The sequence below is a fragment of the Corallococcus sp. CA054B genome (genome assembly GCF_003611625.1).
Lineage (GTDB): Bacteria > Myxococcota > Myxococcia > Myxococcales > Myxococcaceae > Corallococcus > Corallococcus coralloides.
Genome location: NZ_RAVY01000006.1, coordinates 54,749 through 67,625, shown reverse-complemented (window position 1 = coordinate 67,625; position 12,877 = coordinate 54,749). Strand labels below are relative to the sequence as shown.

The window sequence follows — 12,877 nt, the reverse complement described above, 5'->3', positions numbered from 1 at the left end:
AAGGGGGAATGGACTGGCTGTCCGGCGGCGGGGAGATGGGCCGGTTGATCCGCTCCATGGACTGGTCGAAGACGCCGCTCGGGCCGGTGGAGACCTGGCCGCAGAGCCTGCGCACGACGGTCAGCCTGTGCCTGTCCTCCACATTCCCCATCCTCATCGCGTGGGGACCGGAGCGCGTGCAGCTCTACAACGACAGCTACCGGCCCATCTGCGGCGCGAAGCACCCGGAGTCCATGGGGCAGCCCTTCCGCGAATGCTGGGCCACCGCGCTGCCGGTGGTGGGCGGCGTGTTCGAGAAGGCGGGCACGGGCATTGGCTCGTACATCGAGAACCAGCGCATGTTCCTGGACCGGTACGGCTACCTGGAGGAGGCCTTCATGACCTTCTCCTTCAGCCCCATCCGCGACGAGTCCGGGGGCGTGGGCGGCCTCTTCCACCCCATCACGGAGGTGACGGAGAAGATGCTCAGCGCGCGGCGCACGCAGACGCTGCGCGAGCTGTCCGCCCTGCTGGGCAAGGTGAAGACGTTGGAGGACATCGGCGCCGCGCTGCCGCAGTTGCAGCCGGACGCCGCGCTCGACGTGCCCTTCCTCCTCTTCTACCGCCGCGACGAAGCGGCGCCCCGCGTCCAGTGGGTGGGCGGCATGGGCCTGCCCCCTGGCACCGCGTGGAGCCCGGCGGAGGCGGGGTTGGACGGGCCGTGGCCCTTCGCCACCGCGGGCGCGGATCCGGTGGACGTGCCGTGCACTCCGCTGGACGCGGGCCTGACGCTGGGGCCTTACGAGGAGCCGCCGACGCAAGCGCGCGTGCTGCCCATCCAACCGGCCGGCATGGCGGAGCCCTTCGGCTACCTGGTGGCCGGCGTGAGCCCCCGCCGCGCCATGGATGACGCCTACCGCAACTTCTACGAGCAGCTCCAGGCCACGGTCACCAACGCCGTCGTCAGCGTGCGCACCTACGAGGCGGAGGCGCAGCGCGCGGAGGCGCTGGCGGCCATCGACCGGGCGAAGACGGCGTTCTTCTCCAACGTGTCGCACGAGTTCCGCACGCCGCTCACGCTCATCCTGGGCCCGCTGGAGGAGTCGCTCGCGGACGCGTCCGCGCCCCTGCCGCCATCGCAGCGCGCGCGCCAGGAGCTCACCCACCGCAACGCGCTGCGCCTGTTGAAGCTGGTCAACTCGCTGCTGGACTTCTCGCGCATCGAGGCGGGCCGGGTGAAGGCGAGCTTCCACCCCACGGACCTGGCGCTGCTCACCGAGGACCTGGCCAGCGTCTTCCGCTCCGCCATGGAGAAGGCGGGGCTCCAGTACACCGTGGACGCGCAGGACGTGGGCGAGCCCGTCTACGTGGACCGGGACATGTGGGAGAAGGTTGTCCTCAACCTGCTCTCCAACGCGTTCAAGTTCACGCTCCACGGCGACGTCACCGTGCGGCTTCAGCGCGAGGGGACGCGGGTGCGGCTCACCGTGCGGGACACCGGCACCGGCATCCCGGAGGCGGAGCTGCCGCGCGTGTTCGAGCGCTTCCACCGCGTGGAGTCCTCGCGCGGGCGCACGCATGAAGGCACCGGCATTGGCCTGGCGCTCATCCAGGAGCTGGTGAAGCTGCACGGCGGCACGTTGAGCGTCCACAGCGTGGAGGGCGAGGGCAGCACCTTCTCCGTGGAGCTGCCGCTGGGCCGCGCGCACCTGCCCGCCGAACAGGTCCAGGAGGACGAAGGGACCCCGCACGCGGGCAAGCTGGGGTCCGCCTTCAGCGAGGAGGCGCTGCGCTGGCTGCCGGATGCACCGGAGTCCCTCCCGCCGCCGGGCACCGAGCAGGAGCCGGAACCGGAGCCGATGAGGGCTTCCGTCGAAACCACCCTGGTGGGGAACACGGGCGCGGGGTTCGCGCTGTCCACGAGGCGTGGGCGCATCCTCGTCGCGGACGACAACGCGGACATGCGCGGGTACGTGAGCGGCCTGCTGTCTGCCCACTGGGACGTGCGCGCGGTGGCGGACGGCGAGGCGGCCTTCGAGGCGGCGCTCGAAACGAAGCCGGACCTCATCCTCAGCGACGTGATGATGCCCCGGCTGGACGGCTTCGGGCTGCTCCACCAGCTGCGCGGCGACGCGCGCACGCGCGGCATCCCCTTCATCATGCTGTCGGCGCGCGCGGGCGAGGAGGCCCGCATCGAGGGGCTCCAGGCCGGCGCGGACGACTACCTGGTGAAGCCCTTCTCCGCGCGCGAGCTGCTGGCGCGCGTGGACAGCCAGCTCCAGCTGGGGCGGGCCCGGCGGCAGCTGTCCGACTTCTTCATGCAGGCCCCCGCGGCCATGTGCGTGATGTCGGGCCCGGACCTCGTCTTCACGGTCATCAACCCCATGTTCGCGAGCCTGATGGGCCGGGACATGCTGGGCCGGCCCGCGCGCGACGCGCAGCCAGCAGGGGGGCACGGCGTGCTGCTCCAGCACCTGGAGCGCGTCTACCGCACCGGCGAGCCCTTCGTGGGCCGCGAGGTGCCGGTGCGCCAGCCGGACGGCCAGGGCGGCCTCAGGGAGCTGCTGCTGGACGTGGACATCCACGCCCAGCGCGAAGGCGAGGGCCGCATCCAGGGCCTGCTCGTCGCCGTGCAGGAGGTCAGCGAGCGCACCCGCGCGCGCCAGCAACTGGAGGCCCTCACGCACGACCTCCAGCACGCGCTGGCCGCGCGCGACAGCTTCCTGGGTGTGGCGTCCCACGAGCTGAAGACGCCCGTCACCGCGCTGCTCCTGCACCTGGAGATGACGCGCCGGCGCCTGGCCCCCAAGCGCGGCGAGCCGCCCTCCCCGGAGAAGCTCACGGCGGCGATGGGGTCCGCGCTGCGGCAGGTGGAGCGGATGTCGCGGCTGGTGGACGAGCTGCTGGACGTCTCACGCATCCGCGCGGGCAAGCTGGAGTTCCACATGGAGGAGAGCGACCCGATGGAGCTGGTCCACGAGGTCCTCGACACCTTCCACGAACAGATGGAGCAGGCCGGCTGCATCCTGCAGCTGCGGACGGAGCTGGGGCTGCACGTGTGGTGGGACCGCTCGCGCATGCTCCAGGTGCTGACGAACCTGGTGTCCAACGCCATCAAGTACGCGCCGGGCACGGCGCTCGGCATCGGGCTCAGGAGGCACGGCGACCGGCTCATCCTCTACGTGTCGGACGGCGGCCCGGGCGTCCCGCAGGAGCACCAGGACCGCGTCTTCGAGCGCTTCGAGCGCGGCGGCCCGCCCCGCTCCGTGCACGGCCTGGGGCTGGGCCTCTTCATCGCCAAGCAGATCGTCGAAGGCCACCACGGCAAGCTGGTCCTGCGCAGCGCCCCAGGCCAGGGCGCCGCCTTCATCATCGACCTGCCGCTGCCTCCGCGGGCCCAGGCCTGAGCGCGCGCCTTCAGTGCGCGACGCTCGGGGGCTTCGCCGGGCCGGGCAGGATGTTCTGGTTCACGTGGAAGAGGTTCTGCGGGTCGTACGCCCGCTTCACCTCCACCAGCCGCGCGTAGTTGTCACCGTAGGTGGCCTGCACGCGCTCCTGGCCCTCCTCCATCATGAAGTTCACGTAGGCGCCGCCCGCCGAGTACGGGTGCAGCGCGCTCCAGTACTCCTTCGCCCAGGTGGAGATGTCCGCCGCCCGCTCCGGTGATGGATCCACGCCGACGATGACCTCCGACCAGCGCGCGTCGCGGAAGCGGAAGGCCGTGTCATGCGGGCCCACCCGGTGCGCCGCTCCGTCGATGGGGTACAGGTGCATGGTGGACTGCATGGACGGCAGGCGCTCCGCGAAGGACACGTGGCGCTCGATGGCCGCGTCCGGAATCTCGCGCACGAAGTCCGCGCGCCAGTACCACTGGTGCCCCGGCGGATAGAGCGCGTCGAAGGCGGTCTGCAACATGGGGAACGGCATGGGCATCACGCCGTGCAGCGCGGGCTTGAGCGCCTGCACGGGCTTGAACAGCTCGTCCGCGCGCGCGGGGTCGCCCGTGTAGCACCACACCACGCCGCACATCTTCTGGAGGTGGAGTTCCTCCGGGAAGGGCGGCGCGGGCGGCACGGTGAGGAAGGCGAAGAAGCCGCTGAGCTCGTCCGGCGCGGCCGGGAGGAACTCGCGGTACCAGCGCATCACCTCCGCCGCGCGGTCCAGGGGCCAGAGCGTGGGACCGCCGATGATGGTGTCCACGGGGTTGGCGCGGAAGAGGAACGACGTCACCACGCCGAAGTTGCCGCCCCCGCCGCGCACCGCCCAGAACAGGTCCGCGTGCTTCTCCTCGTTCGCGGTGACGAAGCGGCCGTCCGCGAGCACCATGTCCACGGCGAGCAGGTTGTCGATGGTGAGCCCGAAGCGGCGCGTGAGGTGCCCCAGGCCGCCGCCCAGCGTGAGCCCGCCCACGCCCGTGGTGGAGATGATGCCGGAGGGCACCGCGAGCCCGAAGGCGTGGGTGGCGTGGTCCACGTCTCCCCAGACGGCACCGCCCGCGACGCGCACCGTGCGGGCGTCGGGGTCCACGCGCACGCCGCGCATGCGCGACAGGTCGATGACCAGTCCGTCATCCACCAGCCCCAATCCGCCGCCGTTGTGGCCGCCGCCGCGCACGGCCAGGGGGAGCTTGCGCTCGCGGGCCAGGGCCACCGCGGCGATGACGTCCGCCACGTCCGCGCACCGGGCCACCATGGCCGGGTGCTTGTGGATCATCGCGTTGTACAGCTGGCACGCCTCCGCGTAGTCGGCGTCGCCCGGCTGGATGAGCGCGCCGCGCAGCTGTGCCCGGAACAGCTCCACGCTGTCCGGCGTCAGCCCGGCGGGCAGGCCGGGGCCTGTCTGCGGACGGTGGGTTTCGAGTGTCACGGCGGTTCCCTCCTCCAAGAGACGGCACCGGCACGGCGCCTGACTCAACGGATGCGCACGGTGACGGCCTCGCAGGACCGGAAGGCAGGAGGAGGCCTCCTGGCACGCGCCGGTGGGCGGGAGCGGACGCAGCGCTCCGCCACTCCGCCACCCTCGCGGCCCCGCGCTCCCGCAGGAGGATGGGCACGCCCACGCGGCGGGCAGCCTCCGCCCGCGCGAGCCGCCCGGGCTCCCTCGGGCTGGGGACGGCTCAGCCCGCCGCCACCTCGCGCAGGCTGTCCTCCACGCCCTGGAGCAGCAGGTCCAGGTCCGCGTCCGGGATGTTGAGCGCGGGCGCGATGTAGACGGTGTTGCCCATGGGGCGCAGGTACAGGCCACGGCGGCGAGCGGCCTCGTAGACGCGCCAGCCGCTGTCCGCGAAGTAGCCTCCGCCGCCCAGGTCCACCGCGCCCACCATGCCCACCGCGCGCGGGCGCACGAGCCCGGGGAGGGTGGCGGCCATGCGCTCGAAGGCGGCCTTCACGCGCGGCGCCTTGCGCTGGACCTGCCCCAGCACGTCCTCGTCGCGGTACACGGCCAGCACCTCGCGCGCCACGCACGCGCCCAGCGGGTTGCCGCAGTAGGAGTGCCCGTAATACAGCGCCCGGTCCTTCGCCCCCAGGAAGCCCTGGAAGATGCGCTCCGACGCGAGCGTGGCGGCGAAGGGCAGCAGGCCCCCGCTGAGCGCCTTGGCCAGGCACAGGAGGTCCGGCACCACGCCAGCCAGGTCCACCGCGAAGCGCGCGCCGGTGCGGCCCATGCCGGTGAAGACCTCATCGGCGATGAGGAAGGTGTCCACCGCGCGGGTGGCCTCGCGCACCTCGCGCACGAAGTCCGGCGACGACATCCACATGCCCGCCGCGCCCTGGATGACGGGCTCCAGGATGACGCCGGCGATGCCGTCCGGATCCGCCGCGAGCGCGGCCTTCACCTCGGCGAGTGCGCGCGCGTGGCCGTCGGGTTCGGCAGGGGACGGCACGTGCACCACGTCGAAGAGGAGCGGGCCGAACACGTCGCGGAACTCGTGCACGCCGCCCACGCTGGTGGAGCCAATCGTCTCGCCGTGGAAGGCGCCGGTCAGGGTGATGAAGCGGGTGCGGCGGGGGCGGCCGTTCTGCGCCCAGTACTGCGCGGCCATCTTGATGGCCACCTCCACCGCGGTGCTGCCGTTGTCCGAATAGAAGACGCGCGACAGCTTCTGCTCCGAGGGCACGTCCGCCCTGTCGGCGCCCGGAGCCAGCGCGGTCAGCTCCGCGCCCAGCTGGGCCGCGGGGCCGTGGGTGATGCCCGCGAGCGAGACGTGGGCCAGGCTGCCCAGCTGCTCGGTGAGTGCGTGCACGAGGCGCGGGTGGCGGTGTCCCAGGGTGGACACCCACCACGAGCCGTTGGCGTCCAGGTAGCGCCGTCCGTCCGCGTCATGGAGCCAGACGCCCTCCGCCCTGACGATGACCAGGGGGTCCGTCTTGGCGATGTACTGCTCCATGGCGGTGTAGGGGTGCCAGACGTGCTGCTTGTCCAGTCCGACGAGGGTTGCCCGATCCACGGTGGAGGCTCCTGGGCGCGAAGGGGAGTGAAGCCCGGGGTGACGCGCCGCGTGCCCTTCTGCCCTCCCCGGGGACGGCCCGCAACGTCGCGGTGCGACACGAGGGACGGGGACGAATGGGTGGCCGCACCGGGCCTTATCCACCAGCCGACAGGCGAGGGAATGGGACGCTCAGTGGCGTGCGTCCGGGACGGGACGGTGAGGCCGGTCCGGTGCCGGTGACGTGGGGAGCGCTGACATTGCCGTGACAGGGGGGGTGTTAGCCCTGTGTCTGTCATCACGGGAGAGTCATGGCCATCGTCATCTTCTTCATCAGTCACTGGCTGCTCTGCGTCTTCTTCCAGAGCTTCTTCCAGCACCGTTACGCGGCGCACCGCATGTACAGCATGGGGCCGCGCACGGAGAAGGTGATGCACCTGCTCACCTACCTGGTGCAGGGCTCGTCGTACCTGTCGCCGCGGGCGTACGCCATCCTGCACCGTGAGCACCACGCGTACTCGGACACGGAGGACGACCCGCACTCGCCGCACTACTTCAAGGACGTGCTGCGGATGATGTGGCACACGAAGGAGCGCTACACGGGCATCCTGACGCGGAAGATCCAGCCGGAGCCGCGCTTCGAGGGTGGCTACCCGGAGTGGAAGCTCGTGGACGAGACGCTGGGCCAGTCCTGGTGGGCGGTGCTGGGCTGGGTGGCGCTGTACACGGCGTTCTACGCGACGTTCGCGACGTCGCCCTGGATGTTCCTGCTGCTGCCGGTGCACTTCGTGATGGGGCCGGTGCACGGCGCCATCGTGAACTGGTGCGGGCACAAGTACGGCTACCGGAACTTCAAGGGCGCCGACAAGTCGCGCAACACGCTGCCGGTGGACGTGCTGTGCATGGGTGAGCTGTTCCAGAACAACCACCACAAGTACGGCAGCAGCCCGAACTTCGCGGCGCGCGCCTTCGAAATCGACCCCACGTGGCAGGTGATGCGCGTGCTGTCGAAGCTGGGCGTCATCCGCATCACCACGCCCCAGCGCGCCGTGTACCCGGAGCCGCGCGAAGTGGCCCGCCAGAGTGGCGGCGGAGCGCAGGTGGCCTGACGTACCGTGCAGACTTGAAGCAACGCGGGGGAGCCGTCCGTCAGGGACTGCTCCCCCTTAGTGTTTCTCAGGCCAGTTGGAGCGCCGCGGCCAGCGTCGTGGTGGGCCGGCCGATGAGGCGGCTCAGCGTGCGGCTCGTGTCGTTCAGGTCGCCCCGGGCGATGCCTTCGTCCGAGTTCGCCAGCACGTCGGCGTAGCCCTTGGGCAGGCCCGCCTGCATGAGCGCGGCGGCGAAGTCGGCGGGTGGCAGGTCCTGGTACGTCACGGTCCTGCCGGACTGGCGTGACAGCTCCGCCGCGTACTCCGCCAGCGTGAAGCCCGTGTCGCCCGCGAGTTCGTACACCTGGTGCTCATGGCCCGTGCCGGTGAGCACGGCCACGGCGGCGTCCGCGTAGTCCTGGCGGGTGGCGGGGGCGACGCGGCCGTCCTTCGCGCAGCCCCGGAGCACGCTCTGCTCCAGCGTGCGCTTCGCGGCCTCCGTGTAGTTCTCCAGGTACCAGCTGTGCCGCAGGAACACGAATGGAAGCCCTGACGCGCGGATGGCCTCCTCCGTGAACAGGTGCTCCGGCGCCAGCACCATGCGCGACGTGTCCGCGTGCAGGATGCTCGTGTAGGCCAGCAGCTTCACTCCGGCCTTCTTCGCCGCGTCCACCACGGTCTGGTGCTGCTTGCGCCGCTGCCCCACCTCGCTGGAGGAGATGAGCAGCACGGTGTCCCCGCTGGAGAACACGCCGTCCCACGTCTCCGGCCGGCTGTAGTCCGCCTTGCGAACCTGCACGCCGCGCGCGGCCCAATCCGAGGCCTTGTCCGGATTGCGCACCGCGACCGCGACCTGGTTCGCGGGGACCTGCTTCAACAGGCCCTCGATGACGAAACGGCCCAACCGGCCCGTGGCTCCCGTGACGACGATCATGGCTGCCTCCGTGTCGAACGTAGCAAGAAGTGTCCCAACCGCCCGACATGCATGCGGTCCACCTCCTGACCGCCGCGGCTTCAAAACCTGTCCGACTGTCGGACAGGTTTCGCGGTGTGCCGCCGGGAGGCCCCAGTGTCGGACTCGGCGGCTATCACGGGGTTCCGCACACCGCACCGGAGTGCGGTCAGGAGGCGCGAGCAATGGGCGACCGCTGGTGGGCGGTGCTGTGGCTGGGGCTTCTTTCCATGCAAGGAGCGGCTACGGCTTCGCCTGACTCCGGGGCTTCAGTCCCCAAGGAACCCTCCCGCTCCTGGTCTTCACTGGCACGGCTGGAGGTGGCGCCACTCGCGTTCCTTCCGCGTTCAGGCCGCGGTGAAACCGAAGGCTTCGTCCAACTGGAGCCCACGCTCATCCTGGATGGCGGGCAGGAGTTCGGACTCAACCTCGGCGCACCGGTCAGATTTCGAGCATGGGGCGGCACGGGCCTCGTGAGGAGGGAGGACTGGGACAACCTCTCCGACTTCGGGCAGGTGGTGCGCGGCCTCAAGCTGGGTTCGAACAACGCGCCCGTGGGCGTCTGGTTCGGCGCGCTGGAGTCCTACAGCCTGCTGTCCGCGCACCTCGTGCGGCGCTATTCCAACCGAAGCAATCCCGACTACCACCCAGCGGGAGGCTTCCTCACCGGTACCCTGGGGCCTCTTTACACGCAGGCCTTCGCCTCGGACGTGCTGGGAGCGCGCCTCATGGGGGCGGAAGTCGCGCTGGACGTGCAGCACGTCCTCTTCGGCCAATCCCATGAGCCGGGCCGCTACACGCTGGCGCTGTCGGCGGTGCACGACTGGGGGCGGGCTGGAGGACACGCGCCTTCGGTGACGCTGGCGCACCTGGATGGCACCGCCGTGGTGTTGGTGCGGCCGGGCTTCGAAGCGCACGTTCTCGCCGGTTGGGGCGGACGTCCCAGTGAGGGCGGCGCGTGGGGCGCGGTGGTGGGCGCGGGCGTGGATGCGTTGACGCCCACGTTGGATTTGCGGCTGCGGTTGGAGGTTCGCAGGCAGCACGGCGGCTTCCGGCAGGGCTTCGTCGGCCCGGACTACGAGTTGGCGCGCTTCAGGGCTGTGGGCCCGGATGGCATGCCGCTGGCGGAATCGTCCTTTCCGGACGGCTATTCCGTCTTCAGCGAGGCGGAGGTGGGCTGGGACGCGGTCCGCTACGGCGGCCTCCAAAAGCACCTGAAGTTGTCGCTGGGCGCGGAAGCCTTTTCGTGGGGCCGATTCGATGTGGATGGGCGTGTGGCGGTGCAGCTCTTCGCGCGCCACCTCGAAGTGGTGTTGAAAGGGCTTGGGGTGGGGATGGGACAGCCGGAGGCGCGCTACCTGGGGGCCGCGGAGGTCCGCTGGCGCTTCCTGGGCGGGAAGCTCTACGCGATGGGGACGGGCGGCACGCTGCTGTTCCCCACGTCGGAAGGGACGCTGCGGCCGGGAGCGTTCGCCTCGGTGGGGTTGGGGGTGGACAATGCGCGCTGACGCCCTGTTGCTGTCCCTGGTGCTGATGGCCGCGGGATGCGCCTCCGTGCCGCAAGCGCCTGGGCGTGGCCCAAGCTTGAGCTACGCGCCGCGAGAGTCCTCCTCGCCCGCGTGGGTGGAAACTCCGAGCGATGCGCCCCCGCGCGCCGGGGACTTCCTCCTACGCGCCTTCGCCGGGTCCGAGCAACGGCTCCTGCGCCGCCAGCAGCCGCGTGACGACGTGACAGCGGTGGGAGACGTCAGCAGAGAGGCAGCCGCTGGGGGCGGGGCCCGGAGCGCTGCCTCGACGCGGCAGGCAGTCCTCGACGCCACGGGCGAAGTGAAAGGCTCCCTGCGCGGCGTCGAGGCAGCGTTCACCCAGCTGGCGGCCCGTCCTCCGGCCCTCGGGGGCTGGGGCCTTACCGGCGTCTTCACGCGCTACCTCGACCAGGGCTCCAAGCAGGTGACGTGGCTTCATGGCGCGCTGGGGAGCGCCACCGCGTTGACGGACGCGGCCTCGGAAGTCGGCGACACGGACATGGAACTGGGCCTCCTGCGCATGACGGGGCCGAAGCTCCAGGCTGCTCAGTTCGGGACCCTCCTGCTGGCCACCTGGGTGGACTTCCTGCACCTCGCGGACGCCGTGCTCCGAAACTGCCCGATGTGTAGCGTCGAGAAGATCTTCACCGACCTTCATCGCGTGCAGGGGCTGCTTGAGCCCACGCTCACGGACCTCGCCTCACTGGACCCGGAGCGGGTGGAGGCGGCGACGACCGCGATGCCCGAGCTGATGGGGAAGCTGACCCGCGAGTTCGATACGCTCCAGCGGGAAACCCGCGAGACCATGAAACTCGGCAGGCAGATCATCGCGGCGATGCAGGCGGTGGAGATGGTCACGATGATCTCCACGATGAAGATGGCCATGCCACGCGTGCCGCCCTCGGCCCCCGCGACGCTGGGCGTGGGCCTCGTGATGAGCTCGGGTGGAGTCATGGTGGGCTCGCGGCTGGTGGTCTCCGCCGAGTGGTTGGAGATGATGCGAAGGCTCGTGCGGGCGGGCGTCATCTCCGTTCCCGCCGTCAGCGCCGCCGTCCTCATTCAGGGCGGACAGATCATGATGGCCCAGGCGAATCAGGACCTGCCCAAGGGCGTGCGCGACGCGCTGGGGGACAGCCCCGAGGTGCGCGGCATGCAGGTGACGGGCAGAGCGGGGGCAGGCATGTCGGACGCTCCGAAGCACCATGTGCTGCCGCAAGAGCACCGTGAGTGGTTCGTGCAGCGCGGCTTCACGGGTGACATGGACATCGACCAGTTCTGCGTCCGTTTGGAGCAGGCCCACCACGAGGCCATCCACGGAGGTGGCAGCTGGCGCCTGGGGCGCACATGGCCCAGAGAATGGAACCGGATGATCATGCAGGTACTACGCGACGCGGAGGCCGAAGCTGGCCAGAGGCTGACACGGAGCGAGATCTTGAAGCTCGTCGCGGGATATCTGAAGGAGTACGACATCCCGATGAACTTCATCTCCGGGAGGAGGCGATGACCGACGGACGTTCGTGGCAGGGGAACTGGAAGGTCCGCCTATACGAGCGCGTCCGCGAACGCGGCTACGACTCGCTGACCGCCTTTGCCGAAGCACGCCCTACCGCGTCGCTTGTGGCATTGGCCCAGGAGCTTGGGGCGGACGACGTCGCCGGGGTGCAGGTGTTCAGCGGGTTGGTGGCGGAGGCGGAGCAACGCAAGCAGGTGACGCGCTTGGTTCGAGGGCAGTTCGTGCGCGAATTGTTCCAGCATCTTCCAAATGGATGGCCACCCGTGGTGGACGACACAAACCGCTTCGATGTTGCCCAAGTGCTCGCCCGGTGGAGTAGCTACACCCCCGAGACTCATGAAGAGCGCGTACGGCAGGCTAGAGCTTCGCTCCGTGCCCATCCGCCACCGCCCGGCTGGCAACCGCTCAGTCCCGACGACGAACTGCTCCGCACGCTCCTCCCTGACGAGGAAGCCTGACCCGCGAAGTAGCTTCGCGGGCCAGGGGGCGCCACCCAGAACTCAGCCCTGCTTCAGCGCCGCGCCGATGGCCTGACCAAACGGCGCCGTGGGCCGGCCGATAAGCCGGCTCAGCGTGCGGCTGGTGTCATTCAGCTCTCCGCGCGACAAGCCCGCGTCCGCGTCCGCCAGCGTGTCCGCGAAGGGCTTGGGCACGCCCACCTGCTGGAGCGCCGCGGAGAACTCCGCCACCGGCAGGTCCACGTACTTCACCGGCTTGCCCGACTGGCGCGACAGCTCCGCCACGTACTCCGGCAGCGTGAAGCTCGTGTCCCCCGCCAGCTCGTACACCTGGTTCTCGTGGCCCGTGCCCGTCAGCACCGCCACCGCCGCGTCCGCGTACTCCTGGCGCGTCGCCGTGGCCACCCGGCCCTCCTTCGCGCTGCCCTGCACCACGCCGTACTGGAGCGCCGGCGCGATGTGCTCCGTGTAGTTCTCCACGTACCAGCCGTTGCGCAGGAACACGTACGGGATGCCTGAGGCTCGGATGGCCTCCTCCGTCGCCTTGTGCTCCCCCGCCAGCGACAGGCCGCTCTTGTCCGCGAACAGGATGCTCGTGTAGGCCAGCAGCTTCACGCCCGCCTTCTTCGCCGCTTCAATCACCGCCGAGTGCTGCGGGAAGCGCTTCCCCACCTCGTTCGCGGAGATGAGCAGCACCGTGTCCCCCTTCCCGAACGCCCCGCTCAGCGTCTCCGGGCGGTCGTAGTCCACCTGGCGCACCTGCACGCCGCGCGCGGCCCAGGCCTTCGCCTTGTCCGGATTGCGCACCGCCACCGCCACCTGGTCCGCCGGCACCTTCTTCAGCAACCCCTCCACGACGAACTGGCCCAGCTTCCCCGAGGCTCCCGTGACCACGAACATGGCTTCGCCCTTTCCTTCCCGCGCTCCAGGCGCG

General features: G+C 70.5%; 9 protein-coding genes. 5 read left to right on the top strand and 4 right to left on the bottom strand.

The features are described 5' to 3' along the window. Positions 1–8 precede the first annotated feature (8 nt). Positions 9–3,386: an ATP-binding protein gene (locus D7V80_RS02895; RefSeq protein ID WP_233585094.1), complete on the top strand. Its 3,378-nt coding sequence runs from the start codon at positions 9–11 to the stop codon at positions 3,384–3,386. Between the two features lie 10 nt (positions 3,387–3,396). Here D7V80_RS02895 and D7V80_RS02890 read toward each other — a convergent pair whose 3' ends face one another. After that, a complete protein-coding gene (locus D7V80_RS02890) occupies positions 3,397–4,845 on the bottom strand; it encodes an FAD-binding oxidoreductase (RefSeq protein WP_120586722.1) in 1,449 nt (482 codons plus the stop codon). 250 nt (positions 4,846–5,095) lie between these two features. Further along, the gene (gene bioA, locus D7V80_RS02885) at positions 5,096–6,427 is read right to left on the bottom strand and encodes an adenosylmethionine--8-amino-7-oxononanoate transaminase (RefSeq protein WP_120586687.1); all 1,332 of its coding nucleotides are present in this window, start codon (positions 6,425–6,427) and stop codon (positions 5,096–5,098) included. Positions 6,428–6,717: 290 nt separating this feature from the next. Between bioA and D7V80_RS02880 the strand changes: the two genes are divergently transcribed. Continuing rightward, positions 6,718–7,515: an acyl-CoA desaturase gene (locus tag D7V80_RS02880; RefSeq protein WP_120586686.1), complete on the top strand. Its 798-nt coding sequence runs from the start codon at positions 6,718–6,720 to the stop codon at positions 7,513–7,515. Positions 7,516–7,582: 67 nt separating this feature from the next. Here the strand turns inward: D7V80_RS02880 and D7V80_RS02875 are convergent, their stop codons facing one another. Continuing rightward, positions 7,583–8,428 (bottom strand): SDR family oxidoreductase, encoded by an 846-nt coding sequence (locus D7V80_RS02875; protein ID WP_120586685.1) that lies wholly within the window; start codon positions 8,426–8,428, stop codon positions 7,583–7,585. Between the two features lie 203 nt (positions 8,429–8,631). Here D7V80_RS02875 and D7V80_RS02870 point away from each other — a divergent pair, with 203 nt between their 5' ends. From D7V80_RS02870 to D7V80_RS02860, 3 genes are all read left to right on the top strand, one after another. Beyond that, positions 8,632–9,954, top strand: coding sequence for a hypothetical protein (locus D7V80_RS02870; RefSeq protein ID WP_120586684.1), 1,323 nt, complete (start codon positions 8,632–8,634; stop codon positions 9,952–9,954). A 319-nt stretch (positions 9,955–10,273) separates the two neighbouring features. Further along, entirely contained in the window at positions 10,274–11,476 is a 1,203-nt protein-coding gene (locus D7V80_RS02865) for a DUF2380 domain-containing protein (protein WP_370452445.1), read from the top strand. Further along, entirely contained in the window at positions 11,473–11,943 is a 471-nt protein-coding gene (locus D7V80_RS02860; protein WP_120586682.1) for an NUDIX hydrolase, read from the top strand. Before D7V80_RS02865 ends, D7V80_RS02860 begins: the two co-directional genes overlap by 4 nt. A 42-nt stretch (positions 11,944–11,985) precedes the next feature. Here the strand turns inward: D7V80_RS02860 and D7V80_RS02855 are convergent, their stop codons facing one another. Beyond that, positions 11,986–12,843: an SDR family oxidoreductase gene (locus tag D7V80_RS02855; protein WP_120586681.1), complete on the bottom strand. Its 858-nt coding sequence runs from the start codon at positions 12,841–12,843 to the stop codon at positions 11,986–11,988. Positions 12,844–12,877 lie beyond the last annotated feature (34 nt).